Below are 26,411 nucleotides of genomic sequence, written 5' to 3' on the forward strand. Positions count from 1 at the left end.
CCGCAGCGGGTCCGGCCGGACCGACCCCGGTTACCGGCTGGTGTCCGGGCCGGGGCGGCCCTCGCGGAGTATGGCGGCGACGAGCTCGGCCTCGCCCGGCCGGGCGAAGTACCAGCCCTGGGCGGTGTCGCAGCCGGTCAGCCGCAGCCGTTCGGCCTGCGCGGCGCTCTCGATGCCCTCGGCGGTGACGGTCAGGCCGAGGGTGTGGGCCAGCTGCACCATCGCGCCCACGATCTGCTCGTCGGCGTCGCTGCGGCGGGAGCCGAGCTCGGGGAGGTCCGAAGGGTTCGTCGTCGGGGCCGGGTCGCGGAACCCCTCGATGAAGGTGCCGTCGAGCTTCAGGACGTGCACCGGCAGCCGGGAGAGGTAGGCCAGGTTGGAGTAGCCGGTGCCGAAGTCGTCGATCGCGATCCGCACGCCCATGTCCGCGAGGGCCTGGAGCGCCTGCAACGGCCGTCCGCCGGGGCCGAGCAGGGCGCTCTCGGTGATCTCCAGCTGGAGCAGCCGGGCCGGCAACCCGGTGCGTTCGAGGGCGCGGGCGACGTCGGCGACCACGTCGGAGTCCCAGATCTGGCGGGCGGCCAGATTGACGCTCACGAAGGTCTCGGTCTCGGGGAACTCGGTGAGCCACTGCCGGGCCTGGCGGCAGGACTCCTCCAGCACCCAGGTGCCGAGGGGCACGATCGCGCCGGTCTCCTCGGCGAGAGGGATGAAGCGGTCCGGCGAGAGCGTCCCGTAGCGGGGGTGGCGCCAGCGGACGAGGGCCTCCGCGCCGTGGACGGCTCCGTCGGCCAGGCCGACCAGCGGCTGGTACTCGACGGTGAACTCGCCGCGCTCCAGGGCGGGCCGCAGTGCGGTGGCGAGGAGCTGGCGGGTCAGCTGGTGGGCGCCGCGGTCCGGGTCGTAGAGGGTCCAGCGGGCGCGGCCGTCGGCCTTGGACCAGTAGAGCGTGGCGTCGGCGTCCTTGACCAGGTCGGTGGGGGTGGTCTCGTGCACGGACCGTTCGACGACGCCGACGCTGGCCGTGATGACCAGCCGGTGTCCGGCGACGTCGAAGGGGTGTTCCAGTTCCTGGAGGATGCGGGCGGCCAGGTCGGTCAGTTGGTCGCTGCCCCGGCTGTCGGTGACCAGGACGGCGAACTCGTCACCGCCCATCCGGGCCACCAGGTGGGCGTCGTGCTCGGAGAACCCGCGGCGCAGCCGGGCGGCGACGGCGATCAGCAACTGGTCGCCGATGTGGTGCCCGAGTGTCTCGTTGATCGCCGCGAAGCCGTCGAGGTCCAGGTAGCAGACGCCTACCCGACGCCCGTCCGCCGGTGCGAGGACGGTGTCGCCGGTGCCGGCGGGGTCGGCGGTGCCGGGAGCCTCGGCGGGGTCGGCAGTCGGGGTGGCCCCAGTGGCCCCGGTGGCCGTGACGCAGGCGGCGTCGAGCCGTTCGAAGAAGGACGTCCGGTTGGGTAGCCGGGTCAGCGGGTCGTGCAGGGCCTGGTACTCCAGGCGGTCACCGAGCCGGCGCTGCTCGGTGATGTCCTCCACCAGCGCGAGGGTGTAGAGCGGCTGGCCGGCGCCGTCCCGGATCAGCGAGACGGTGACCTTGCTCCAGACGGTGCGGCCCTCGCGGTGCTTGAGTTGCTTCTCCACGCGGAACCGCTCCCGCTCGCCGTGGACGAGCTCGGGGAAGAGCCGGTGCGGCATGCCCTCCGGATCGATGATCTCGTACAGGTGGGTGCGGACCAGTTCGCCGACGCCGCGTCCGATCAGGGCGGCGAAGGCGGGGTTGACCTCGATGATCCGGTCCTCGGGGTCGATCAGGGCCATCCCGATGACCGCGTCGCAGAAGGCGGCCCGGAAGCGGGATTCGCTGGCCCGCAGCGCGGCCAGCAGCCGGTCGTTCCCGCCGTTGTCCTGGCCGGGGCCGGCGACGGTGCTCCGGTGGGTGCCGTCGGTCAGCGGCGCCGAGCAGGTGGGGCAGAGCAGCATCCCGGGGTCGTCCAGCACGGTTCCCGCCGCACTTGCCGCACTTGCCGCACTCGTACTCGCCGCACTCGCCGTGTCGAGGGCCCGGCCGTCGGCCGGGACAGCACCGACGGCCGTGACGGAACCGGCGATGCCGACCGGACCGACCGGGCTGATCGAACCGACCGGACCAGCCGGACCAGCCGGACCGACGGTGCCGATGTTCGGGCCCAGGAGGGGTGTTGTGAGGTGACGGTGGTGCGGTGTTTCCTCGTGCCGCACGCCCGGGTGGTGTGCGTCGGCCCCCTCGTTCTGGCCCGGCACGGCATGCTCCCGTCCGCTGCTGACGCTGGATGCTGGTCCGGCCGGCCAATCGGGACTCCGGCGGCCGGCTCCGCACTCTGTCGAGGTCCTCGGAGTCGGTCCGGTGCGGGGCGCCCGCCGTGGGGCGCTGTCGCGCGGAGACCCGCGTGAAGAACAGGGCGCTGCGGCCGATCATAGGCCGCGGCGGCAACGCGCGGTGACCGCCGCCAGGGTGATTCGCCCGCTTTGTGATCATGTGAGGCGGTACATGCAGACGCCCCCGGTGCACATCACATGATGTGCGCCAGGGGCGCGTGCGCCGAGGTCGCGCCCCCGGGCGCCGACCGCGCGCCCGGAGCGGCCGGAGCGCGTCGGGATCCGTCGGGATCCGTCGGGGCGTCAGGCCAGTTTGGCGGTGAGGGTGATGGTGGTGCCGGAGAGCGCCTTGCTGACCGGGCAGTTGGCCTTGGCGTCCTCGGCGGCCTTGGTGAAGTCGGCCTCGTCCAGTCCGGGCACCTCGCCGGTGACGGTCAGGTGGATGCCGGTGATGCCGGTGCCGGGCTGGAAGGTGACGTCGGCCTGGGTGTCCAGCTTGACGGGCGGGGTGCCGGCGCCGGTCAGGCCGTGGGAGAGGGCCATCGAGAAGCACGCGGAGTGAGCGGCGGCGATCAGCTCCTCCGGGCTGGTCTTGCCGTTGGGCTGTTCGGCCCGGGCCGGCCAGGAGACGGGGTACTCGCCGATCCCGGACGAGGCGAAGGTCACCTGCCCCTTGCCGTCGAGCAGGTTGCCCTCCCAAGCGGTGCGGGCGGTGCGGGTGGTTGCCACGATCGGTACCTCCAGTACTGAGGGACTGCTGAGTCGTCACTTCCGGTCATGCGCGCACCAGCCTACGGGGCGGCCCCGGTTCGGCCCGGGGGCGGCACGGGGCGGCGCGGGCCCGGATCGGTACGAGCCGACGGACGGCGCGGGCGATGTCCGGATTGTGGACTGATCCGCCAAAAGGTGCGGCTCCACCACGGGGGCCCTGTTAGATTTGCCCGGGCCCGAGCCCGGCCGTCGTACGGCCGGGTGCCCACTTCAGACACCGGGAGCCGCCCCGATGACGGACCACCCCACGACCCCTGACGCAGGCCTGCCGGACGAGGTCGACGCCGCCGTGCGGGCGGAGCTGACCAGCCTGCGCGAGAGCATCGACAACATCGATGCCGCGGTGGTCCACATGCTGGCCGAGCGCTTCAAGGCCACCCAGCGGGTCGGCCGGCTCAAGGCCGAGCACAAGCTGCCGCCGGCCGATCCGGCGCGTGAGCGCGACCAGATCAAGCGGCTGCGGGAGCTGGCCGCCGGGGCCAAGCTGGACCCGGTCTTCGCCGAGAAGTTCCTGACGTTCATCATCGCCGAGGTCATCCGGCACCACGAGGCCATCGCCCGCGCTTGAGAGCACCCCTGAGGGGGTCGGTGGTGAGCCGTCGAGGACGGCCCCGGCGCCGCCCGGCCCGGACTTGTCGGGGGCGGCTAAACGCCGGATTTCGTGAGGCTCCGGGGTTGGCGTAGCGTGCAGGTTCCCCCAGCCGGAGAGGTGGAGCAGCGACGATGGCGGTGAACCTGCCCGAAACGCCGAGCGATGCCGGGTCCGGTCCGGCCCCCGCTGCCGGACGCGGCCCCGGTGCTTCCGACGCCCCCGACGCGCTCGGAGGCCGTGCCGAGGCCCGCCGCCGTGCGCGCGGTTCGCGCGGCCGCAAGGCCCGGCGGACCGGGCGCAGGCCCCGGCCCTGGTGGATCGAGATCCCGGCGATGGCGGCGGTGGGCCTGGTGGTCGCGCTGCTGATCAAGACCTGCCTGTTCCAGGTGTTCACCATCCCGTCCGGCTCGATGGAGAACACGCTGCGGATCGGCGACCGGGTGGGCGTGAACAAGCTGGCGCCGCTGACCGGCTGGAAGCCGGAGCCCGGGCAGCCGGTGGTGTTCAAGGATCCGGGTGGCTGGCTCCCGCCGCAGCCCGTCGACTCGAACCCGTTCACCAACGCGGCCAGCTCGGTGCTGAGCTTCGTCGGCCTGGTGCCGCCGAAGGACGACAACTACCTGGTCAAGCGGGTCATCGCGACCGGTGGCCAGACCGTGCAGTGCACGGGCACCACGCTGACCGTCGACGGGAAGAAGGTCGACGAGCCGTACCTGCACCCAGGTGACGACTCCTGCGCGGGCCTGGACTTCGGGCCGGTGACGGTGCCCTCGGGCCACGTCTGGGTCGAGGGCGACCACCGCAGCGACTCGGCGGACTCCCGCTACCACCAGCGCGGTCCCGGGGGCGGGGCCGTGCCGGTGGACAACGTGGTCGGGCCGGTGTCGGCCGTGGTGTGGCCGCTCAACCACCTCGACTGGTTCGGCTGGGTCGGCCGCTGACCTACCGCTCGGCGGCGACCCGCTCCGGCGAGCCCGGAGCACTCCCGGCGTCCGGAGCACTCCCGGCGTCCGCGGCCTCCGCAGCCTTCACTGCCGCCGGCTTGCCGGTCTGCGCCGCGAAGGCGCCGGTCAGCACGAGCAGGCCGCCCGCGATCTGCGGCAGACCGAGGTGCTCGCCGAGCAGCACCCAGGCCAGCACGGTGGCGACGACCGCCTCCAGGTTGGCCACCACCCCGGCGACCGGGGGCGAGAGGTGCCCGACGGCGATCACGCCGGTCAGGTAGGCGAGTACGGTCGCGATCAGGATCATCCAGGCGGCCGGGAGCAGCGCGGGCAGGGTGTGCCCGTTCATCACCACGGATCCGCCGAGCGCGCTCCAGTCGGCCTGCCAGGGCCGGGTGAAGACGGTGAGCAGGACGGCGCCGATCAGCAGCCCGAACGCGCTGACCGCCAGCGGGTCGACCGGGCGCTCGCCCCGGCGTCCCGCGTCGGCGAGCACGAAGTAGCCGACCTGGCAGCAGGCCGCGCCGAGGGCGAAGAGCACGCCCAGCGCGTCGAAGCTCAGGCCGTTCCAGACCTCCACCACGCAGGCCAGCCCGGCGACCGCGACGCCGGCGCCGATCGCGGCGCCCCGGCTGATCGGCTTGCGCTGGACGAACTTGACGTAGCCGATGAGCAGCGGCGGTCCGAGGTACTCGATGAGCAGGGCGACGCCGACCGGGATGCGGGAGATCGCCGCGAAGTAGCAGGCCTGGACGCCGGCCACGGCGAGCAGGCCGAACCCGATCAGCAGGCCGGGGCGGCGCAGGATGGCGTCCCGGTGGCGGTAGGCGATGGGGAGCAGGGCCACGGCGGCGCCGGTGACCCGGAGCCAGACCACGTGCAGCGGTGAGAGGCCGGCCTCGATCAGCGGTTTCGCGGCGGTGCCGGAGCCGCCGAAGGCGAACGCGGAGACCAGCGCGAGGCTGAGGCCGAGGGTTCTGCCTGTGGGGAGGGTGGGCGAGGCCGTTGATCTGTGCACCGACGCATTGTGGCAGTCGTACCGGGCGTTCAGTAAGGTGCCATTTCGTCATTTGGTCCTGCACGGAACTGTGCGCAGTGGCGCACTCACCCGGCCCGCGCGCGGCCCTGCGCCGCCCGGGCGCCCCCTCGGTTCGCCCGGGCCTCCGCCGCCGCTACCCGGCGTTCGCCCCCGCCCCGGTGAGCGTGTCCGGCCCGCCCGTGGGCTGGGTGGTCGGCTGCGTGGTCGGCGCCGTGGTCGGGCCGGTGGAGGGCGTCGGCCGACCGGTGGGCCGTCCGGTGGGCCGCGTCGTCGGCGGGGCGGTCGGCTGCTGGGTGGCCGGGGGCGCGGTCGGCGGGCTGGTCACACCGCCGCCGCCGGAGTTCGAGCCGCTGGCCGGCGTGGTCGGGCCCGAGCCGGCCCCGGCCCCGGTCCCGGCGCCGTCGCTCGGCGGGGTGGTCGGCGCCGCGGGGGCGGTCGAGGCGCCGTTCGAGCCGGTCCCGGTCGACGGGGTGCTGCTCGGCGAGGACGGGGCCGTCGGCAGATCGGTGGCGCCGGAGGAGTCGCCGCCGTCGGCCGGGGTCTGGAAGTCGCTGACCGGCACGCCCTTGAGCGCCGCCTTCATGTAGCTGGTCCAGATCTGCGCCGGGAACTGGCCGCCCGCCGCGCCGTCGATCCCGCCGACGCCGCTCAGGCTGACCTGGGCCCCGCTGCTCGGATCCTGGCCGAACAGGCCCACCGAGGTGACCAGCTCGGGGGTGTAGCCGACGAACCAGACCGACTTCTGGTCGTCGGTGGTGCCGGTCTTGCCGGCCACCGGGCGGCCCAGTGCCTTCGCTCGCCAGCCGGTGCCGCCCGGGTCGCTCACCACGCCCTGGAGCATCGAGGTGACCTGGTTCGCGGTGTCCGCGCTGATCGCCTGGGTGGTCTTGTGCGCGGGCAGCGGGACGGCCTCGCCCTCGCGGTCCACGGACTGCACCAGCCACGGGGTGATCTGCTTGCCGCCGTTGTCCAGCGTCGCGTACACGCCGGCCATGTCGAGGACGCTCGGGGTGGCCGCGCCGAGCGGGATGGACGGCACCGGGTCGAGGCCCGGGGTGCTGCCGGGCAGGCCCAGCGCGATGCCGGTGTCCTTGACCTTCTGGAGCCCGGTGTCCTGGGCCAGCTGGGCGAACGCCGAGTTGACCGACCAGTCGGTGGCCTGCTGGAGGGAGATCTGGCCGTAGCTCCGGTCGCCCTCGTTCGGCGGCGCGTACGGGGTGCCCTTGCCGCCGCGGACCTTGCGGCCGCTGGTGCCGTCGTAGACGGTGCGCGGGGTGACGGTCCGGCCGTCCTGGGTCTTGGCGTTGTTCTCGAACGCGGCCGCCAGGGCGATCGCCTTGAAGGTCGAGCCGGCCTGGTAGTCCCGCCGGGTCGCGTTGTCGACGTAGTGCTTGACGTAGTCGACGCCGCCGTAGAGGGCGACGACCGCGCCGGTCTTCGGGTCCACGGAGACGGCGCCGGCCTGGGCGGCCGCGTCCTTCTTCCGCTTGTCCGGGTTCAGGGTGTCGTGCAGCTGCGCCTGGACGGAGTCCTGGAGGGCCTGCTGGCGGGCCGGGTCGATGCTGAGCTTGATCGTGTAGCCGCCCTTGGCGAGCTCGGTCTCGCTGATGACCTGGTTCGAGGTGAGGTACTGGGTGGCCTCGTTCACCAGGTAGCCGGTCTGGCCGGACAGGCCCGGGTTGGGCTGCGGGTCCTTGACGTCCGGGAAGGTGGTGGCGGACCGTTCCTCGGCGGAGAGCCAGCCCTCCTTGACCATGCCGTCCAGCACGTAGTTCCAGCGGTTGACGGCGTTCTGCTTGCCGGCCGGGGTCGCGGTGGCCACGTCGTAGGCGCTCGGGGCGTTCAGCAGGGTGGCCAGGTAGGCGCCCTGGGCGGGGTTGAGCGCGGAGGCGTCGACGCCGAAGTACGCGTGGGCGGCGGCCTGGATGCCGTAGGCGCCGCGGCCGTAGTAGGAGGTGTTCAGGTAGCCGGAGAGGACGTCGTCCTTGCTCTCGGTGGCGTCCACCTTGATGGCTATGAACAGTTCCTTCACCTTGCGGGTGACCGACTGCTTCTGGTTCAGGTACGTGTTCTTCACGTACTGCTGGGTGATCGTGGAGCCGCCCTGGGTGCCCGCGCCCTTGGCGGTGTTGACCGCGGCCCGGAGCAGGCCCTGCACGTTGACGGCGCCCTCGTGGTAGAAGTTGCGGTCCTCGGCGGCCAGTGCGGCGTGCTGGGCGGCGGGGGAGACCTTGTCCAGGCTGACGTTCTGCCGGTTGGTCTGGCCGGTGCGGGTGATCACGGAGCCGTCGGCGTAGAGCCAGGTGTTGCTCTGCGCGGTCGCGGCGGCGTGCGCGTCGGGGACCTTCACCAGCGTGACCCCGAGCACGAACAGGCCGACGCCGAGCAGCAGGGCCGCGGCGAGGCCGAGCAGGCTCATCCGCCAGGTCGGTATCAGCCGGCGCCAGCCGGTGCGCTTGGGGCGGCGGGGCTTCCTGCCGCCGGTCACGGGGGCGGCGCGCTTGAAGCGTTTGACCGGGCGGAGGCCTGTCGACGGCGTGCGACGGCCGCTCTGGGCGTTCTCGGACAAGGCGCGGCCTTTCCTGCGGGCGGACCGGGTCAGCCTGCACGGACGGGGACATCGGTGGTTAGGGACCTTTGTCCCGATTCCGGTTTACTGCCCTGGACGAGCCGGGCGGGCCGATTGGCTCCACCGGAACGGCAATCGAGACCGACATCACACGCAAAACGGACGTCGAAGGCCAAAAAATTGAGGAGCCCCTCGCTGCTGCGAGAGGCTCCCCAAATGTCTGTGCGCCGCCAGGGACTCGAACCCCGGACCCGCTGATTAAGAGTCAGCTGCTCTAACCAACTGAGCTAGCGGCGCCTGCTGACCTGGAAAACAATACACGGTCCCGGCGGGTGCCTCGAACCGCCCGGAACCGCCCGCGGCCGCGCGGGAACCGACCCGCCGCCGAGGTGTCCGTTTCCGCCCGGTTGGGGTGCAGTTCGCCGCCGGTTAGGGTGGAACGGTGCCCAGCCCCAAGCCCGGACACCCGAACGCGCGGAAGGCGGTCGCCGCGCTGCTGATGCTCAGCGCCACGGCGTACACCGCGTGGGTGCTGGAGGTCGTGCTGAGCACCGGACTCGACCCGGTGCAGGCGTACATCAGCGAACTCGCGGCCGAGGACCAGCCGCTGGGCGGCCTGTTCCGGGCCACCGACCTGGTCGCCGGGCTCTGTGTGCTCGCCGCGGCCGTCACCGCCCTCGCCGGCGGGCAGGCCGGGCCGTGCGGTGCCCGGCGCGGGTGGGCGGTGGTCGGCTGGTCCGCCCTCGCCCTGTTCGGCGCGGCGACCGCCGCCGACTCCCGGCTGCCGCTCAGCTGCGCCCCCACCAGCGACGAGATGTGCGCCGCCCGCGAGACCGCCGGGCTCGTCCCCGCGACCCACACCGCGCACGCCGTCACCAGCAGCCTCGCCATGCTCGGTGCGCTCACCGGGCTGGCCGCGCTCACCGTCGCCGCCCGCCGCTACGGCTGGTGGCCGCCGGTGCGCCGGATCGGGCCCTGGCTGCTCGGCGCCGAACTGCTGGCCACCGGCTGGAGTCTGGCCGCGATCGCCGCCTTCGAGGCCGGGCGCGGCACCTGGGCGCTCGGGGCCGGCCAGCGGCTCCAGGTGCTGCTGGTGGCGCTCTGGCTGGCCGTCCTGGCGCTGAGCCTGGCCCTCCCCGCGGGGGTGCCGGGCGACGGATCCACCTGGTGGGACGCCTCTCCGCCGTACCGGGAGCCCCGGCCGGCCGAACGGCCCCCGGGCCGGGAGTCGGCATGACCGCACCCGACGACCCCCGCACCCGGGCGCGCTTCCTGCGCGTCGACGGCGTCCCGCTGCACGTCCGCACCGAGGGCAGCGGCCCGGTCTGCCTGCTCACCGGGGGCCTCGGCAGCAGTTGGTTCGACTGGGACCTGGTCGTCCCCTTCCTCACGCCCTACCGCACCGTGGTCCGCTTCGACCGGCCCGGCTACGGGCTGAGCGGCCCCGAGCCCGCCACCGGGCGGCCCGCCCCGACGGCCGCCGGCGAGGCCGAGCGGATCCGCGCGGTGCTGGACGGCCTCGGGCTGCGCGGGCCCTGCACCGTCGTCGGCCACTCGCTGGCCGGCTTCCACGTCGAGGCCTTCGCCCGGCTGCACCCCGACCGGGCCGCCGGGCTGGTCCTGGTGGACGGCAGCGTCGAACCGGCGGCCCGGCCGTACCCGGCCCCCGACGCGCGCGACCTGGCGGCCCGGGTGCTCGCGGGCGCCGCCACCGCCGTCGCCGTGCCGTACCTGCTCGGCCCGGCCGCCCGCCGGCTGACGGCCCGGCTGTCCACGGTCTGCCGCGAGGACCTCGCCCCGGCGCCGCTGGTGCGGCACTGCTACCGCACCGGCCGGGCCCTGCGAGCCCTGCTGCGGGAGAACGCGCGCTACCTCGACCTGGCCGCCGAGGTGGACGGGCTGCGGCGCACCCGGCCGCTGCCCGAGGGCCTGCCGGTCACCGTGCTCGCCGCCGACGACGGCTGCCGCAGCCGCCGTACCGAGGAGTGGCTGGCCGGCCAGCGGGAGCTGGCGGCGCTGCTCGGGGCCGACTACCGCACCACCGCCCCGGCCGGGCACCTGGTGATGTTCGACCGCCCGGACGCGGTGGCCTCCGCCGTCCTGGACACCGGCTGAGGCGGGCATCCGTTGGGGCCGGGCGCCTGCTGAGGCGCTCACCGAAACGCCCGCTGAAACGCCTCAGGCCGCCCACCGAAGTGAGCGGCCTGAGACCTTGCCATGTGCGCCGCCAGGGACTCGAACCCCGGACCCGCTGATTAAGAGTCAGCTGCTCTAACCAACTGAGCTAGCGGCGCCTGCTGACTCGGAGAACTTTACACGGCACCCGGTCGATCCGCCGAATCGCTTTCGAGTGGTCACCCGCAGTGATCGCCTGCAGTGATCACATGCGGCGATCACTGCGGGCGATCGCAGGCGGCCGGCTACGACTCCGGGTAGTGGCAGGCCGCCTGGTGGTCCTGCGCGGGGGTGTCGCCGAGGAGCGCGGGCCGCTCCTGTTCGCACCGCGTGCGGGCGGCCGGGTCGGCGAGGCTGGCGTACACCGGGCAGCGGGTGCGGAAGGAGCAGCCGGTGCGGCGCTCGGTGGGGGAGGGCGGGTCGCCCGCGAGCAGGATGCGGTCGCGGGCGCGCTCGGCGGCGGGGTCGGGCAGCGGGACGGCGGAGAGCAGGGCGCGGGTGTACGGGTGCCGGGGCCGGTCGAAGACGGCGGAGACCTCGCCCTGTTCGACCGTCCGCCCGAGGTACATGACGCTGACCCGGTCGGCGAGGTGCCGGATCACCGAGAGGTCGTGCGAGACGAACAGGTAGGAGAGGCCGAGTTCGGCCTTGAGCGCTTGCAGCAGGTTGAGCACCCCGGCCTGGATGGAGACGTCCAGGGCGGAGACCGGTTCGTCCAGGACCAGCAGTTTCGGCCGGACGGCCAGGGCCCGGGCGATGGAGACGCGCTGGCGCTGCCCGCCGGAGAACTGGTGCGGGTAGCGGGCGGCGTGGTCCGGGTCGAGGCCGACCTGGTGCAGCAGTTCGGGCACCCGGCGGGCGATCTCCTCGCGGGCGGCGTGCTGGGCGCGCAGCGGTTCGGCGATGATGTCGCCGATCGGCATCCGCGGGTCGAGGCTGGCCATCGGGTCCTGGAAGACGATCTGCAGTCGGGCGCGCAGCCGGTGGGCCTCGGCGCGGGAGAGCTCGGCGGTGTCGTGGCCGAGCAGTTCGATCCGGCCGGTCTCGGGGGCGGCGAGGTTCAGCAGTTCGAACAGCGTGGTGGACTTGCCGGAGCCGGACTCCCCGACCAGGCCGAGGGTCTCGCCCTCCCGGAGGTCCAGGTCGACGCCGTCCACCGCGTAGACCTCGCCGACCCGGCGCTTGAACACCGTGCCCTTGAGGAGCGGAAACGTTTTGCCAAGGCCGCTCACCGCCAGCACCGGCGCCCGCGAGCTCCGGTCCCCCAGGCCACCCCGGATCTCCGGAGCGGCCGACGGGGCCGGAAGCGCCGGCACCGGGTAGACGTCGGCCGGCGCGGGCCGCCGCTCGGCCAGTTCCGCCGACCGGACGCAGGCCGCCAGGTGGCCGTCGCCCCCGGCCAGTTCCGGCTCCGCCGTCGAGCAGCGCTCCTCCGCCAGCGGACAGCGGGCGGCGAACGGGCAGCCCGGCGGCAGGTCGGCCATCGGGGCGGGTGCGCCGGGGATCGGGACGAGTGGGCCGCCGAGCCCGTCCAGCCGGGGCACCGCGCCGATCAGGCCGAGCGTGTACGGGTGGCGCGGGGCCGCGAACAGCTCGTCCACCCCGGCGGTCTCGACCACCCGCCCCGCGTACATCACCGCGACCCGGTCGGCCATCCCGGCGATCACCCCGAGGTCGTGGCTGACCAGGACGAGGGCCGCGCCGGTCTCCCGCTGCGCGGTGCGCAGCACGTCCAGCACCTGGGCCTGGATGGTGACGTCCAGCGCGGTGGTCGGCTCGTCGGCGAGCAGGATGTCGGGGTCGTTGGCGATCGCCATGGCGATCATCGCGCGCTGGCGCATGCCGCCGGAGAACTCGTGCGGGAAGCTGTCCAGGGCCCGTTCGGGGGCCGGGATGCCCACCAGGTCGAGGAGTTCGGCGGCCCGGCGGCGGGCGGCGGCCCGGTCGACCCGCTGGTGGATGCGGACGGCCTCGGCGATCTGGTCGCCGATCCGGTAGACCGGGGTGAAGGCGGACAGCGGGTCCTGGAAGACCATGGCGATCCGGCGGCCGCGGATCGCGGCGAGCTCCTTGCCGGGCAGCCCGACCAGTTCCCGCCCGTCCAGTCGCACCGAGCCCTGGACGCCGGCCGTCCTCGGCAGCAGCCCGAGGACGGACAGCGCGGTGACGGACTTGCCGGAGCCGGACTCGCCGACGATGCCGAGGGTCTCGCCGCGCCGCAGGGTGAGGTCCACCCCGCGGACGGCGGGGACGGGGCCGTGCGGCCCGGCGAAGTCCACCCGCAGGTCGCTGACGGCGAGCAGGGGGGTGTCGACGGTGGTGGTCACGGCTTCTTCCTCCGGGCGGAGCGGCGGCGGGGCGCGCCCCCGGCGGTGGGGTCGAGGGCGTCGCGCAGCCCGTCGCCGATCAGGTTGACGGCGAGGACGAAGAGCACCAGCAGCCCGGCGGCGAAGTAGAACAGCCAGGGGAACACCGGGGCTTCGCTGGTCCCGGCGGCGAGCAGGGTGCCGAGCGAGACGTCCGGCGGTTTGACGCCGAAGCCGAAGTAGGAGAGCGCGGTCTCGCTCATCACGGCGCCGCCGACCGCGATGGTGGCGTCGATGATGAGGAAGGAGGCGACGTTCGGCAGGATGTGGCGGGTGATGATCCGCAGCGGCCGCACTCCCATGAACCGTGCGGCGCGGACGAATTCGCGCTCGCGCAGCGAGATGGTCATCGAGCGGACCACCCGGGCGGTGATCATCCAGTTGAACAGGGCGAGCAGCAGCACGAAGGCGATCCAGCCGGCGCTCTTCAGCCGGGGCGAGACGATGGTGATGATCAGGAAGCTGGGGAAGACCAGCAGCAGGTCCACCGCGAACATCAGCGCGCGGTCGGCCCAGCCGCCGAAGTAGCCGGCGCAGGCGCCGACCAGGGAGGCCAGCACGGTGGAGAACAGCGCCACCAGCAGGCCGATGACCAGCGACTTCTGCAGGCCGCGGACGGTCTGCGCGAAGACGTCCTGGCCGATCCCGTTGGTGCCGAACCAGTGTTCGGCGGACGGCGGTTGGTGCAGCGCGCCGAAGTCGGGGGCGGCGTAGTCCCAGGGCGTGAGGTACGGCCCGCCGAAGGCGAGCGCGAACAGCAGCAGGACGATCACGGCTCCGGCGACGGCCCCGCGGGCGGCCAGCAGCCAGGCGAGGACGAGCCGGGCCCGGCCGGTGGTGCGGGGGGCGGCGGCCGGGGCGGCCGGTTCCACGGCGACGGTGGTCACGTCAGTTCACCTCCGGTCAGGACCGCACGCGCGGATCGAGGGCGGCGTGCAGGGTGTCGGCGAGGAAGCCGGAGGCGAGGACGACGACGGCGGTGAACAGGTTGACGGCGACGACCGAGTTGACGTCCTGTTCGTTGATCGACTGGATCAGCCACTCGCCCATGCCGTGCCAGCCGAAGATCGTCTCGGTGAAGATCGCGCCGGTGAAGATGCCCAGGAAGCTGTAGGCGAACATGGTCGACATCGGGATCACCGCGGTCCGCAGCCCGTGCTTGACCAGCGCCCGGCGGCGGGTGAGCCCCTTGGCCTCGGCGGTGCGCAGGTAGTCGGAGCCGAGCACGTCGAGCATGGTGCCGCGCTGGTAGCGGCTGTAGGTGGCGAGGCCGCCGAGCGCGAGCGAGATGGTGGGCAGCAGCAGGTGCAGCGCCCAGTCGGCGAGGTGGGCGCCGAGGCCGCCGGTCAGTCCGGGGGTCTCGTAGCCGGTGAACGGGATGACGTCGTGGCCGGCCGCGTCCTTGGCGGCGATGGCGCCGTTCTTGAGGAACAGCGCGACCAGGAAGACCGGGGTGGAGAGCAGGACGAAGGAGAGCACGGTGAGCAGCCGGTCGGAGATCCGGTACTGGCGGACGGCGCTCCAGGCCCCGGCGGCGATGCCGAGGACGATGCCGAGCAGGCTGCCGAGCAGCAGCAGCCGCAGCGAGACCCAGACCCGGCGGCCGAAGTCGTCGGTGACCGGGGTGTCGTGGATGGTCCGGCCGAGGTCGCCGTGGAGCAGTCCGTCGGCCCAGTGGCCGAAGCGTTCGACGACCGGGGTGCGGTCGTTCAGGTTGAGCGCGGTGAGCTGGCGCTCGACCGACTCGGCGGCCGGGCGGGGCACCTTGGCGTCGAAGTAGGTGCGCGGCTGGAGGGCGGTCGCGGAGATCGCGTACGCCAGGAAGACGGCGGCGATCAGCAGCACCGCGTAGTAGCTCAGGCGCTTCGCCAGGTAACGGAGCATCAACGGCCGCCCGGGGTGGGGGAGGGGCCGACGCGTCTGGTGGGCATCGGGTGGTGGCCTTCGGTCGGGGCCCGTTCAGGCCTTCGGACGGCAGGGGGACGGGCGGTACGGGGAAAGCGCAGGTCAGAGTCTGGCAGCGGTGCGCGGCCGGGGTGTTGCGGCAGTGTTGCCGCGGATGACTTCTGGATCAGGCGTGCGGTCCTCCCCCTGGTGACGGAACTGATCGGCTGTTACGTTCTGCTGGCCCGGTGCCGACTTGGCTGCCCACGCTCAAGCCCCGCCACACCTCACGCGGCACAACTGCCCGTTACCGCCCGTTTCGAAGACCTCACCAGGGGGACTCCATGGACGCTTCCACCACGGCCCGCCGCCTCGGCCGGGCGACGGCCCTCGCCGTCGCCGTCGCGCTGGCGGTCACCGCGTGCACCTCGGGCGGGGGCGGCTCGGCCGACAAGGTGGCGAAGAGCGAGCCGCCCCGGCAGGACTCCCAGGACATCAACGCCAAGCCGCTGGACCAGGTCAAGGACGGCGGCGAGGTGCGGTTCCCGCTGTACCAGTGGATCACCCAGTGGAACCCGTTCCAGGTGGACGGCACCTACGGCGACGCGGTCTCGATCATGCGCGCCCTGGAGCCGTCGCTCTTCAACACGGACGCCTCCGGCACCTTCCAGCCCAACGCCGACTACCTGCTGGACGCCAAGGTCACCTCGGCCTCGCCCGAGGTGATCACCTACAAGCTCAACCCCAAGGCCAAGTGGTCGGACGGCAAGCCGCTCAGCTACCTGGACTTCAAGGCCGACTGGCAGGCCAGCAACGGCAAGGACCCGGCGTACAACATCGCCGACCCGTCCGGCTACGAGCAGATCTCCGCCGTCGAGCAGGGGGCCGACCCGAGCGAGGTGAAGGTCACCTTCTCCGAGCCGTACGCGGACTGGCAGAACCTGTTCCGCCCGCTGATCCCGGCGGCCGGCATCGCGACCCCGGACGACTTCAACAAGGGCTGGGTGGAGAAGATCCCGATCACCGCGGGCGCGCTGAAGGTCGGCGTGGCGGACAAGACGGCGCAGACCCTCACGCTCGTCCCGGACCCGTCCTGGTGGGGCACCAGGGCCAAGGCGGACAAGATCACCTTCCGGGTGATGACCCAGTCCGCGACCACCCAGTCGTACCTCAACAACGAGATCGACCTCGCCACGGCCGGCACCGCCGCCGCGTACGGGCAGCTCAAGGACGCCAAGGACACCGCGATCCGGGCCGCCAGCCCGTGGGACGAGGTGCACATCTCCTTCGGCTCCGGCGGCGCGCTGGCCGACCAGAAGGTCCGCCAGGCGCTCGGCAAGGCGCTCGACCGGTCCGCGCTGATCAAGATCGCCAACAACGGCGTGCCGGTGGAGTTCAAGCCGCTCGGCAACCACATCTTCATGCCCAACCAGACCGGCTACCAGGACAACTCGGGCGAGTGGGCGAAGTTCGACGTGCCTGCCGCCAAGAAGCTGCTGGACGACGCCGGTTGGAAGGAGGCGGGCGCCGGCCAGCCGCGCACCAAGGACGGCCAGTCGCTGCAACTGCACTGGACGGTCAACGAGTCCACCCCGCAGGCCCAGATCGACCTGGCGACCGCCGCCGCCGCGATGTGGCTGCAGGCCGGGGTCAAGGTGAGCCTGGACAAGGTGCCCGCCAACGACTTCTTCACCAAGTACGTGAACCCGGGCAAGTTCGAGATCGCGAGCTGGCGCAACACCGACTCGTTCCCGCTCTCCAAGAGCCTGGGCAACTTCCGCCTGCCGGTGGGGGACAACACCTTCAACAACCCCTCGCGGATCGGCAGCCAGGAGGTCGACGACCTGCTCAAGAAGGCGGCCGGGACGGTCGACCCGGTGGAGGCCGCGAAGCTCTACAACCAGGCCGACGCGAAGATCTGGGAGCTCGGCCACACCGTCGAGCTCTACCAGCGGCCGACCGTGGTGGCGACGCGCAAGGGCCTCGCCAACTACGGCGCCTTCGGCCTGGCCGGGGAGGACTACGCCAAGGTCGGCTGGGAGAAGTAGCCCCCGCCGCGGACGCGGCGAGAGCGACCGGGTGGCAGGCGCTGGCGAGCAGCGCGGTGATCACGAGGCCGGTGGCACGGACACGGGAAGGTCGGCTCTGCCGCCCCCGCTCTCCTGCCACCGGCCTTGACCTTCCGCGTTGCCCGCAGGCCGCCCGTGTCGTGGGGCCCCGCAAGGCCCGCGCTCGCTTCCAACCGGGGACGAATCTAGCGGGGCCGTCCGGCCGGCCGCGGCGCAGCGCGCGGGGCGCGCCCGGAAACCCGCCGCGCTGTCACCCGGTTCGCGCACCGGGGCGTCAACTACGGCTGACGGCAAGGAAAAAAGGGGACGAAAGGCGCAATCGATCCCGGGACCACGAACCGCTGCGCCCGTCGCGCCGGTGCGTGCGCGGGGCCCGGGCCGCTGCCAGGATGCGCGGGACAGCCAGCCCCTCCCGACCCCGGAGCAGCACCGATGGCCAGCGAATCCGCCGCCGCCCCCCACCCGCGCCCCGTCGACCCGCCCCCGGTGCGCCGGATGGTCCCGCGCGACCGGGACGAGCCGCACCGGGTCGCGACCCCGTTGGAACTCTTCTTCGACCTCTGCTTCGTGGTCGCCGTCGGCCAGGCCGGGCGCGAACTCGCCCACTCCCTGGCGGCCGGGCACTACGGCGACGGCCTGCGCGGCTACTCGATCGCTTTTTTTGCCATCTGGTGGGCCTGGATGAACTTCACCTGGTTCGCCTCCGCGTACGACTGCGACGACGTGCCGTACCGGGTCACCACGCTGGTGCAGATCGCCGGGGTGCTGGTCCTCGCGGCCGGGGTGCCACGGCTGTTCGCCACCCAGGACCTGACGCTGTCGATCGCCGGGTACGTGGTGATGCGCCTGGCGATGGTCACCCAGTGGCTGCGGGCGGCGGCCAGCGAGCAGGGCGAGGCGCGCCGGGTCGCCGTGCGGTACGCGGTCGGGATCGCGCTCTGCCAGGTGGGCTGGGTGGTGGTGCTGCTGCTGCCGGACGCCGCCCGGCCGGAGGTCATCCCGCTCGGGGTGCTGTGCGAGCTGGCCGTGCCGGTGGTCGCCGAACTGCGGAAGCAGACCTCCTGGCACCCGCACCACATCGCCGAGCGGTACGGGCTGTTCACCCTGATCGTGCTCGGCGAGACGGTGGCGGCCGCGACGGTCGCGGTGCAGTCGGCGGTGGACGAGCACGAGGAGCTGGGCCGGCTGCTGCCGGTGGCGGTCGGCGGCCTGCTGATCTGCTTCGCGGCCTGGTGGATCTACTTCGCCCGGTCGGTCCACGAGCACCTGCACTCCAGTCGGCAGGCCTTCGTCTGGGGGTACGGCCACTACCTGGTGTTCGGGTCGGCCGCCGCGATCGGCGCCGGACTGGAGGTGGCGGTGGAGTCGGCCGTGCACCAGGCGGAGATCTCCGCGACGGCCGCCACCGCGACGGTCACCGTGCCCACCGCGCTCTACCTGCTCACCGTCTGGCTGCTGCACTCCCGGCACACCAAGACCGGCCTGGCGCAGGCGCTGGCCCCGACCGCGGCGGTGCTGGTGCTGGCCTGCACCGCGTTCGGGGGCTCCGGTGTGCTGGCGGCGGGCCTGGTCTGCGCGCTGACCGTGGCGGTGGGTCTGCTGCTGCACAGCCGGGAGGGCTGACGGGGGCCGATTCTCGGGCGCCCGGCCGTCGTCCGCCGGTCGAGCGGGAAGGCGGTGCTCAGGCGCAGTCCAGCAGGATCGGCTCGTGCCGGGCCAGCCAGGCCAGGTAGGCCGGGTTGACCTTGGCCAGGTCCAGGTAGGCGGCGCGCAGTTCGCCGTACAGCGCGTCCAACGCGGGCTGGCTGAGCGCGCGCGGGCGCCAGGTGAGCAGCAGCCGGACGGCCAGCGGGTCCCCGTGCACGGGGCGCACCACCGTGCCCGGCCCGGGGGCGGAGGTCGGCTGGCAGGGGCGGACGGCCTCGCCGGAGGCGACCAGTTCGGCGGCGGTGGCGTTGTCCCGCACCTGGACCACCCGGGGGTTGAGCCCGGCGTCGCTGAACACCCGGCGCATCGCCGCGTACTCGTGGTCGGCGGTCGGGTCGACCATCCAGGTGTCCTCGGCGAGGTCGGTCAGGTGGACGACCGGGCGGGCGGCGGCCGGGTGTCCGGCGGCGAGCGCGACGAACTGGGGCTCACGGGCCATCAGCACCCGGTGCTCGGCGTCCGGCGGCACCCGTAACGGGAAGCCCTCGCTCTCGTAGACGAAGGCCACGTCCAGCTGGTCGGCGGCGACCATCCGCAGCAGGGCGCTGGCCGAGACGTCGACGTGGATGGTGGTGTCGGTGTCCGGCAGCCGTTCGTGCACCCGGCGCAGCCAGGCGGCGACCGCCCGGCTGCCGACGCTGCCGATCCGCAGCCGGCGCTGCCGCCCGGGGCCGGCCGCGTCGCGGGCCTCCTGGCGGGCGGCGGCCACCAGCGCGGCCATCTCGGTGATCACCGGCCGGGCCCGGGACAGCACCGAGTGGCCGAGCGCGGTGGGCCGGCTGCCGGTCTGCTCGCGGGTGAACAGGGTGCCGCCGATGGCCCGTTCGATGCGGTGCAGCTGGGTGGTGAGGGAGGGTTGGGTCATGCCGAGCTGGAGCGCGGCCTTGCGGAGGCTGCCGGTGTCGGCGATAGCGCACACCACCCGGAGGTGTCTCACGTCGAGCTCCACGCCCGGAGCATAGACGCCACCCGGCCGTATCGCCAAGGACATGACAGAACAAAACGCGGCAGGAGGGCGCGCTGCGGGCCCCGCCGGTATGCGGCGGAGCTATCGCCGGTTGACATCATCCGCCGCGGGCCCGGGCGGGTCGAAGCTCAGGGACAGCGAATCCGCCCCGGCCCCACCGGGGCGCCCCCACCGTCGCCGCAGCCGTGTCCGGCCCCCACCGGCCCCGGCGGTTCGGCGTACCGCGAATCCGGAGCCCCCACATGAAGCGATCCGTGCTGTCCACCGCGCTCGGCCTGGCCCTCGCGGCCGGTCTCGCCGTGCTGCCCGCCACCGCCGCGTCCGCGGCCACCCCCGGCCCGGCCGTCCAGGGCTACACGCCCTCGACGTACGCCGGCTCGGCCGCCGAGGCCGCCGACAACCAGGCGTTCTTCCACGCCGTGATGGCCTCCGCCAAGGCCAAGCAGGCGGCCAACCCGTGGCTGCAGACCGTCACCGTCACCTACGACACCGCCAGCGCGCCCTCCTTCACCAGTCAGATATCCCAGGCCGCGCAGATCTGGAACAGCTCGGTCAGCAACGTCCAGCTCCAGGCGAGCAGCGGCACCGGCGACTTCTCCTACTACGAGGGCAACGACAGCCGCGGCTCCTACGCCAGCACCGACGGCCACGGCCACGGCTACGTCTTCCTCGACTACCAGCAGAACCAGCAGTACAGCTCGCTGCGCGTCACCGCGCACGAGACCGGGCACGTGCTCGGCCTGCCCGACAACTACTCCGGCCCGTGCAGCGAGCTGATGTCCGGCGGCGGCCCCGGCCCGTCCTGCACCAACCCCTACCCCGACAGCAACGAGCGCGGCCAGGTCGACAGCCTCTGGTCGAACGGCGTCGAGTCCCTGAACTAGGGGAGCCTGACAACTCGTCGCGGCAGCAGGGAAGTTGCCGATGCCCTTCGGGTGCGGCGGGCCGCCCGGCCGGAATCGGGCGGCCCGCCGCTCGGTTGCTTCCCCGATCGGGAGCCTAACCGCCGGTGGAGCGGAATGCCAGGGGCACGCGCGAGTCAAGGCCGGTTAAAGACATCTCAAATCCCTTTGCGGCAAGGGGTATTGATCAAAGCTATCGCGGGTTGACATCATCCGCCCGCCCACCGGGCTGTCCGAAGCTCTGGGGACATCACCCGCTGACCAGGTGTCCCCCAGGGCCGGCCCCCAACCGGCCACGGCACCACCGGAATCGGAGCCCCCACATGAAGCGATCCGTGCTGTCCGCGACCCTCGGCCTGGCCCTCGCGGCCGGTCTTGCCGTGCTGCCCGCCACCGCCGCGTCCGCGGCCACCCCCGGCCCGGCCGTCCAGGGCTACACCGCCTCGACGTACGCCGGTTCGGCCGCCGAGGCCGCGAACAACCAGGCGTTCTTCCAGGCCGTGATGGCCTCCGCCAAGGCCAAGCAGGCCGCCAGCCCGAACCTGGCGACCGTCGTCGTCACCTACGACGCCAGCTCCGCACCGAGCTTCCGCACCCAGATCGCCAACGCCGCGCAGATCTGGAACAGCTCGGTCAGCAACGTCCAACTGCGGGCCGGCTCGGGCGGCGACTTCTCGTACTACGAGGGCAACGACAGCCGCGGCTCCTACGCCAGCACCGACGGCCACGGGCGCGGCTACGTCTTCCTCGACTACCAGCAGAACCGGCAGTACAACTCGGTCCGGGTGACCGCGCACGAGACCGGGCACGTGCTCGGCCTGCCGGACCACTACTCCGGCCCGTGCAGCGAGCTGATGTCCGGCGGCGGCCCCGGCACCTCCTGCACCAACCCGTACCCGAACAGCACCGAGCGCAGCCGCGTCAACTCCCTCTGGGCGCGCGGCTGATCGTCCGGCAGGCGCACCCCGGTCCGGCCGCAGTCCGCAGCGGCCGGGCCGGGGCGCCGTCGTCCGGAGGTCGTCGCCCTTCGGCGGGCTGTCGTCCGAGGTGTTGCCGTCCGGGGCGTTGTGGTCCGAGGCGTTGTGGTCCGGGGCGTTGTCGGTGCCGCGTGCGAGCATGCGGGCGAGACCCGTTCGCCCCCGACCGTGAGGTGCCGCCGCCATGCCGCGTTCCGCCCCCGACCAGCTCACCGACCTGCCGTACGCGGACCTGCTCCGCCCCCACACCGGGCGGCTGCGCAGCGACGAGCGCTACGACACCACGCACTTCGACGGCGGCGAGCACACCGACGAGTCGGCGGCCGGGGCGGCGTTCCTGGAGTGCGCCTTCACCGGGGTCGCGCTCAGCGGGGTCAAGCTGCGCCAGGCCCGCTTCAACGAGGTCTGGGTGCAGGCCGGCCGCTGGGTGGCCTGCGACCTGAGCGACACCGAGTGGCAGGACAGCGCCTTCGTCGGCGGCGTGCTGGCCGGGGTCGCCGGATACGGCTCGGCACTGCGCCGGGTGGTGTTCCGCGGCTGCAAGCTGGAGGCGGTCAACCTGCGGGCGGCCGTGCTGCGGGACGTCGTGTTCGAGGACTGCCTGCTGCGCGACGTGGACTTCGGCGAGGCCAAGCTGACCGAGGTGTCCTTCCCCGGCTCCACGCTGGAGGAGGTCCGGCTGCGCGGTGCCACCCTGAAGAAGACCGACCTGCGCGGGGCCGCCCGGCTCGGACTCGCGGACGGCCACCAGGGGCTGCGCGGCGCGGTCATCAGCTCCACCCAACTGCTGGAGCTGGCGCCGCAGTTCGCCCAGGCGTTGGGAATCGAGGTCAAGGACCGCTGACCAGCCGCCCGCTCCGTCCCTCCCCGGCGTTTCCGCCGCCCGTTCAGCCCGGCGTCGCTCGGTGACACCCGGACGAACAGTCCGCCAACCCTGCCGCGCGCATCTGGTGGGCGCCTCCGGCCGGGGTGGAAGATGCTGCGCGATCGATGAGCCCCGACTTGTGTACACAACATCGCCAGATCGCCACTGAAGGGACGGGCCGGGCCGATGGCCGAGCTGAGTCGTAGGAAGTTCGTCACGCTGTCCGGTGCCGCCGCGGCGGGACTCGCCGTGGCCGGCACCAGCGCCGCAGGGGCCGCCCCCGGCGCGCCCGCGGTGGCCTCCACCGCCACGCTCCAGCAGACCGGCACCATCAACGACGTGCAGCACGTGGTGATCCTGATGCAGGAGAACCGCAGCTTCGACCACTACTTCGGCACGCTGCGCGGCGTGCGCGGCTTCGCCGACCGCAGCGCCATCCAGATAGCCGGCGGCTACAGCGTCTTCAACCAGCCCAACGGCCTGCTCGGCCGCCAGTACCCGTGGCAGTTCAGCCAGACCAAGCCGGCCGGCGGCGCCGACCCCGAGCGCCTCGCCCAGTGCAACGGTGACCTCAGCCACGGCTGGAGCGATCAGCACAAGGCCTGGAACAGCGGCAAGATGGACTCCTGGGTCGCCGCCAAGGGCAACGTCCGCACCCTCGGCTTCCTCACCCGCCAGGACATCCCGTTCCACTACGCGCTGGCCGAGAACTGGACCATCTGCGACGCCTACCACTGCTCCGTGCTCAGCGCGACCGGCCCCAACCGCACCTACCACTGGTCCGGCCAGATCGACCCGGCCGGCAGCGCCGGCGGCCCCGCGTACGACGGCGGCGACGAGAAGGGCCTGCGCTGGCAGACCTACGCCGAGGCGCTGGAGAGCGCCGGCGTCAGCTGGAAGGTCTACCAGAACGCCGCCGACAACTACGGCGACAACGCCCTCGCGTACTTCACCCAGTTCTCCGGCGCCCCGGCCGGCAGCCCGCTGGCCGTCAAGGGCATGGGCTCGGTGCCCAAGGCCACCGGCCGGACCCCGGACGACATCGCCGCCGCGATCAGGGCCGACGTGCTGAACGGCACCCTCCCGCAGGTCTCCTGGATCGTCCCCGACCAGGCCTCCTCCGAACACCCGTACGCCACCCCCGCCGACGGCGCGCACTTCGTCCACCTGGTGATCGACGCGCTGAACGCCGACCCGAACGTCTTCAACTCGTCCGTCCTGTTCATCAACTACGACGAGAACGACGGCTTCTTCGACCACGTCCCGCCGCCGGCCGCCCCCGCCGGTACCCCGGGCGAGTTCTACAACGGCACCAACATCGGCCTCGGCTTCCGCGTCCCCATGATCGCCGTCTCGCCCTGGACCCGCGGCGGCTGGGTCAACTCCGAGACCTTCGACCACACCTCCGTGCTGCGCTTCCTGGAGACCTGGACGGCCGCCCTCGGCACGCCCGCGCAATGCCGGAACATCAGCGACTGGCGCCGCCGCGTCTGCGGCGACCTGACCAGCGCGTTCGACTTCGCCAACCCGGTCTACGGCCTGCCCGGGCTGCCCGACACCTCGCAGACCATCGGCCTGTCGGCGTGCGGCCCGCTGCCCAACCCTGCCCCGGTCAACAACCAGCTGCCGGTCCAGGAGGCCAGCACCCGGCCGGCCCGCGCCCTGCCGTACCAGCCGAACGCCAACCTGGACCACCTGGAGTTCGGCTCCGGCGGGGTGATGAAGGTCTGGATCGCGATGGACAACGGGGGCGCGGCAGCGGCGAAGTCCGCCCACTTCGCCGCCTACGCCAACGCCTACCGCAGCGGCGGCCCCTGGCAGTACACCGTCGACCCGGGCGGCAACACCAGCGACTTCTTCAACTGCGGCACCAACTTCGGCGGCGGCCCCTACGACCTGACGGTGGTCGGCCCCAACCGCTTCCTGCGCCGCTTCAAGGGCGACGCCACCAAGGCCGGCAAGAACGCGGCCGTCACCGCGTCGTACGCGGTCGAGCCGGGCACCGGCAAGCTCGCCGTCTACTTCAAGCTCGCCAACTCCGGTGCGACGCCGATGACCTTCACGATCGCCTCGAACAACTACCGCACGGACGGCCCCTGGACGTACCAGGTCCCCGCCGGCGGCAACGTCACCGACTTCTTCAACGCCGTGGCCTACAACAACGGCTGGTACGACTTCACGGTGACGGTCGACGCCGACAGCACCTGGTCCCAGCGCTTCACCGGCCACCTGGAAACGGGCACCCCCAGCGTCACCGGCTGACGCTCCGGGCCCCGCTCCCCGACCCTCGGGTAGCGGGGCCTCGGGTGCGTGATCGGAGGGCGCCGGCTGTTCGGGGCGGCCGGACGGCGTAGGTGGTGAATCCGGCCTGCTCACCGGTCGGGACGAATCCTGCCTTGAGGAGGACGCGACCGGAGGCCGGGTTGTCCGGATGGTGTTTGGCGTGTATCTCGGGCAGTCCGAGGTGGCCGAAGCCCAGGGCAAGAATCCTGCGGACCGCCTCCGTGGCGTGTCCCTTCCCCCAGGCATCCGCGCGCAGGATGTAGCTGAGCGCGGCGACGGGGCGGTCCAGGCGGAGCTTGATGATTCCGAGCAGGTCGCCATCGAGGTCGATCCCCAAGGCATAGACCGAACTCGGGGATTGGACGGCGTAGGACTCCGAGGCATGTGCGGCGCGGCGGGCTTCGGCGGCGTCCATCGGGCCTCGGCGGAGGAACCTGGTCGATTCCGGGCTGTAGATCCGCTGGAAGGCGGCGGAGTCGTTCCGGGTCAGCTCTCGCAGCACGATCACCCGCCCACCGCCTGCACCATGGTGATCAACTCGGCGGCGGTCGGCCGGTCGTCGGGCCCGGCCAGCAGGACGGACCGCAGCCGGGTCTGGAGTGCGGGCCAGGGCGTCAGAGAGGAGAGAGGGACGGCTTTGGCGGCGATGGCCTCGCGAATCACCTTCATCGGCGTGCCCCGGCCGAGTCCGGCGGACTCGTAGTCCAGCGGCCAGTGGCCCGTGGCGCACGTCCACAGGGTGCCGGCGAGGGCGTAGACGTCGGCAGCCCGTGTCGTGTCGACGGGTTGGGGGCCCGTGATGATCCGGGTGGCCAGTTCGGGGGCGGTGAGGTGGACCATCGTGCCGTCGAAGGTCATCCACGGAGTCGTACCGGCTTTCCGGGACCAGGCGAAGTCGAGGAGGCGCACGGTTCCGTCATCACCGTGGATGCCGTGCTGGGGCTGGAGGTCGCCGTGCACCCATCCTTCGGCGTGGAGGACGGCCACGGCGCGGCACAGTCCCACGGCAGCGGCCAGGGCGTCGTCCCGTCCTCCTTCGCCCTTGCGCACGGGACGGAAGACCTGCCAGGTGGACGGTCCGGCCAGCCATGGGGTGACGAACCAGACGCCGCCGTCGAACCGGCCGGCGGTCACGGTGTAGCCGGGGAGCTGGTCCAGCACGGAGGCTTCGCGCGCGGTGACCTCGGCTGTCCCGCCGGTGCCGACCTTGATGCTCGCGATGCCTCGCGGCCCGGTCGCCTTCCAGACGGACGAGCCCCGCCGGCTGCTGATCTCCTCCAGCTCCGGCTGCCCGCATGCAGCCTCCGCGACCTTCAGGGCTTCGGCGGCCTCGGGAGCGAACTCGCCCATTCTCTTACTGCCTTCCACTCGCAAGGGATGTGCTCGAACACGTCGTGGCCGCCGTCAACGGCCCCGCCCACCGCCGCCGCGAGATCGGGCGTGCTGGTCAGGAGCTTCGGGTCCAGGAGACGGATGGCCGCGCGTACCGGGAGGAACGAGAACGGGGCCGGCGGGATGTCGTGCCCGGCCCTGTTGGTCTCGGCAGCCCCCTGGACGAACTTGCCGAACATCACGCCGACCGGCCCGTATAGGTTCTTCAAGGCCCAGTGTGGCCAGGCCAGCAGCTCGCGGTGGTCGGCGTCGGCGCACTGCCCGATCAGCACCACGTTCTCGCAGGCCAGCGCGCCGAAGGGTCGGGCCATCAGGGGACGAATCCATTCGGCAGCCTGTACGCCTGCGTAGAACAGTTCGGCTTCGACGGCGTACCGGCGAGTGTCGGGCGAGATCTCGTAAACGGTCCACCCGGTCATGCCGCGCGCTGCGGATGGCCGGAGGAACGGGCAGTACTGCTGCATGGCGGGGAGATAACCGCTCACGTCCACGCCGGCCGGGTGCTCCGTCCGGGCCTCAGTGAGGCGGAGCGCCCCGGCTGTCGGCCGGGACGC

21 protein-coding genes and 2 tRNA genes are annotated in these 26,411 nt (G+C 72.7%); 10 read left to right on the top strand and 13 right to left on the bottom strand.

What is annotated here, in order from left to right; translation table 11 throughout:
• Window positions 1-30: 30 nt before the first annotated feature.
• The gene (locus OG556_RS22705; RefSeq protein ID WP_371522825.1) at window positions 31-1,980 is read right to left on the bottom strand and encodes a putative bifunctional diguanylate cyclase/phosphodiesterase; all 1,950 of its coding nucleotides are present in this window, start codon (window positions 1,978-1,980) and stop codon (window positions 31-33) included.
• 678 nt (window positions 1,981-2,658) lie between these two features.
• Window positions 2,659-3,084, bottom strand: a complete 426-nt coding sequence (locus tag OG556_RS22710) for an OsmC family protein (RefSeq protein WP_371518802.1) — start codon at window positions 3,082-3,084, stop codon at window positions 2,659-2,661.
• 274 nt (window positions 3,085-3,358) lie between these two features.
• Between OG556_RS22710 and OG556_RS22715 the strand changes: the two genes are divergently transcribed.
• The gene (locus tag OG556_RS22715) at window positions 3,359-3,694 is read left to right on the top strand and encodes a chorismate mutase (RefSeq protein ID WP_371518803.1); all 336 of its coding nucleotides are present in this window, start codon (window positions 3,359-3,361) and stop codon (window positions 3,692-3,694) included.
• Between the two features lie 155 nt (window positions 3,695-3,849).
• The gene (gene lepB, locus OG556_RS22720) at window positions 3,850-4,659 is read left to right on the top strand and encodes a signal peptidase I (RefSeq protein ID WP_371518804.1); all 810 of its coding nucleotides are present in this window, start codon (window positions 3,850-3,852) and stop codon (window positions 4,657-4,659) included.
• A gap of 1 nt (window position 4,660) precedes the next feature.
• Here lepB and OG556_RS22725 read toward each other — a convergent pair whose 3' ends face one another.
• The 3 genes from OG556_RS22725 to OG556_RS22735 form a co-directional block, all read right to left on the bottom strand.
• The gene (locus OG556_RS22725) at window positions 4,661-5,680 is read right to left on the bottom strand and encodes a DMT family transporter (protein ID WP_371518806.1); all 1,020 of its coding nucleotides are present in this window, start codon (window positions 5,678-5,680) and stop codon (window positions 4,661-4,663) included.
• Window positions 5,681-5,834: 154 nt separating this feature from the next.
• Entirely contained in the window at window positions 5,835-8,270 is a 2,436-nt protein-coding gene (locus tag OG556_RS22730) for a transglycosylase domain-containing protein (protein ID WP_371518808.1), read from the bottom strand.
• A gap of 223 nt (window positions 8,271-8,493) precedes the next feature.
• A tRNA-Lys gene (locus OG556_RS22735) sits at window positions 8,494-8,567 on the bottom strand.
• Between the two features lie 202 nt (window positions 8,568-8,769).
• On the opposite strand from OG556_RS22735, the gene OG556_RS22740 reads away from it, so the two are divergent.
• Both OG556_RS22740 and OG556_RS22745 read left to right on the top strand, forming a co-directional pair.
• Window positions 8,770-9,507 (top strand): DUF998 domain-containing protein, encoded by a 738-nt coding sequence (locus OG556_RS22740; RefSeq protein ID WP_371522827.1) that lies wholly within the window; start codon window positions 8,770-8,772, stop codon window positions 9,505-9,507.
• On the top strand, window positions 9,504-10,385 hold the full coding sequence (locus OG556_RS22745; RefSeq protein WP_371518809.1) for an alpha/beta fold hydrolase: 882 nt from the start codon (window positions 9,504-9,506) through the stop codon (window positions 10,383-10,385). The genes OG556_RS22740 and OG556_RS22745 overlap by 4 nt, the downstream gene beginning before the upstream one ends.
• A 105-nt stretch (window positions 10,386-10,490) precedes the next feature.
• Here the strand turns inward: OG556_RS22745 and OG556_RS22750 are convergent.
• The 4 genes from OG556_RS22750 to OG556_RS22765 form a co-directional block, all read right to left on the bottom strand.
• A tRNA-Lys gene (locus OG556_RS22750) sits at window positions 10,491-10,564 on the bottom strand.
• A 126-nt stretch (window positions 10,565-10,690) separates the two neighbouring features.
• Window positions 10,691-12,772, bottom strand: a complete 2,082-nt coding sequence (locus OG556_RS22755) for a dipeptide ABC transporter ATP-binding protein (RefSeq protein ID WP_371518810.1) — start codon at window positions 12,770-12,772, stop codon at window positions 10,691-10,693.
• A complete protein-coding gene (locus tag OG556_RS22760; protein WP_371518812.1) occupies window positions 12,769-13,698 on the bottom strand; it encodes an ABC transporter permease in 930 nt (309 codons plus the stop codon). The genes OG556_RS22755 and OG556_RS22760 overlap by 4 nt, the downstream gene beginning before the upstream one ends.
• Window positions 13,699-13,714: 16 nt before the next feature.
• Window positions 13,715-14,695, bottom strand: coding sequence for an ABC transporter permease (locus tag OG556_RS22765; protein ID WP_350882603.1), 981 nt, complete (start codon window positions 14,693-14,695; stop codon window positions 13,715-13,717).
• A 344-nt stretch (window positions 14,696-15,039) separates the two neighbouring features.
• Between OG556_RS22765 and OG556_RS22770 the strand changes: the two genes are divergently transcribed.
• Window positions 15,040-16,743 (top strand): ABC transporter family substrate-binding protein, encoded by a 1,704-nt coding sequence (locus OG556_RS22770; protein WP_371518814.1) that lies wholly within the window; start codon window positions 15,040-15,042, stop codon window positions 16,741-16,743.
• A 453-nt stretch (window positions 16,744-17,196) separates the two neighbouring features.
• Window positions 17,197-18,387, top strand: a complete 1,191-nt coding sequence (locus tag OG556_RS22775) for a low temperature requirement protein A (RefSeq protein ID WP_371518816.1) — start codon at window positions 17,197-17,199, stop codon at window positions 18,385-18,387.
• Window positions 18,388-18,445: 58 nt separating this feature from the next.
• Here OG556_RS22775 and OG556_RS22780 read toward each other — a convergent pair whose 3' ends face one another.
• Window positions 18,446-19,420, bottom strand: a complete 975-nt coding sequence (locus tag OG556_RS22780; RefSeq protein WP_363619979.1) for a LysR family transcriptional regulator — start codon at window positions 19,418-19,420, stop codon at window positions 18,446-18,448.
• Between the two features lie 260 nt (window positions 19,421-19,680).
• Here OG556_RS22780 and snpA (OG556_RS22785) point away from each other — a divergent pair, with 260 nt between their 5' ends.
• The 4 genes from snpA (OG556_RS22785) (at window position 19,681) to OG556_RS22800 (ending at window position 24,444) form a co-directional block, all read left to right on the top strand.
• A complete protein-coding gene (gene snpA / locus OG556_RS22785) occupies window positions 19,681-20,322 on the top strand; it encodes a snapalysin (RefSeq protein ID WP_371518817.1) in 642 nt (213 codons plus the stop codon).
• Between the two features lie 341 nt (window positions 20,323-20,663).
• Window positions 20,664-21,287, top strand: coding sequence for a snapalysin (gene snpA, locus OG556_RS22790; protein WP_371518820.1), 624 nt, complete (start codon window positions 20,664-20,666; stop codon window positions 21,285-21,287).
• A gap of 214 nt (window positions 21,288-21,501) precedes the next feature.
• Complete coding sequence (locus OG556_RS22795) at window positions 21,502-22,161, top strand: pentapeptide repeat-containing protein (protein WP_063349277.1); 660 nt, start codon at window positions 21,502-21,504, stop codon at window positions 22,159-22,161.
• Window positions 22,162-22,368: 207 nt separating this feature from the next.
• Window positions 22,369-24,444, top strand: coding sequence for a phosphocholine-specific phospholipase C (locus OG556_RS22800; protein ID WP_371518822.1), 2,076 nt, complete (start codon window positions 22,369-22,371; stop codon window positions 24,442-24,444).
• Here OG556_RS22800 and OG556_RS22805 read toward each other — a convergent pair.
• The 3 genes from OG556_RS22805 to OG556_RS22815 are packed head-to-tail and all read right to left on the bottom strand — an operon-like array spanning window position 24,434 to window position 26,348.
• Window positions 24,434-24,973, bottom strand: coding sequence for a GNAT family N-acetyltransferase (locus OG556_RS22805; RefSeq protein WP_371518825.1), 540 nt, complete (start codon window positions 24,971-24,973; stop codon window positions 24,434-24,436). The genes OG556_RS22800 and OG556_RS22805 overlap by 11 nt on opposite strands.
• Window positions 24,970-25,815 (bottom strand): hypothetical protein, encoded by an 846-nt coding sequence (locus OG556_RS22810; RefSeq protein ID WP_371518827.1) that lies wholly within the window; start codon window positions 25,813-25,815, stop codon window positions 24,970-24,972. Before OG556_RS22810 ends, OG556_RS22805 begins: the two co-directional genes overlap by 4 nt.
• The gene (locus tag OG556_RS22815; protein WP_371518830.1) at window positions 25,779-26,348 is read right to left on the bottom strand and encodes a hypothetical protein; all 570 of its coding nucleotides are present in this window, start codon (window positions 26,346-26,348) and stop codon (window positions 25,779-25,781) included. The genes OG556_RS22810 and OG556_RS22815 overlap by 37 nt, the downstream gene beginning before the upstream one ends.
• Between the last annotated feature and the right edge of the window lie 63 nt (window positions 26,349-26,411).

The organism is Kitasatospora sp. NBC_01300 (assembly GCF_041435235.1).
GTDB lineage: Bacteria > Actinomycetota > Actinomycetes > Streptomycetales > Streptomycetaceae > Kitasatospora.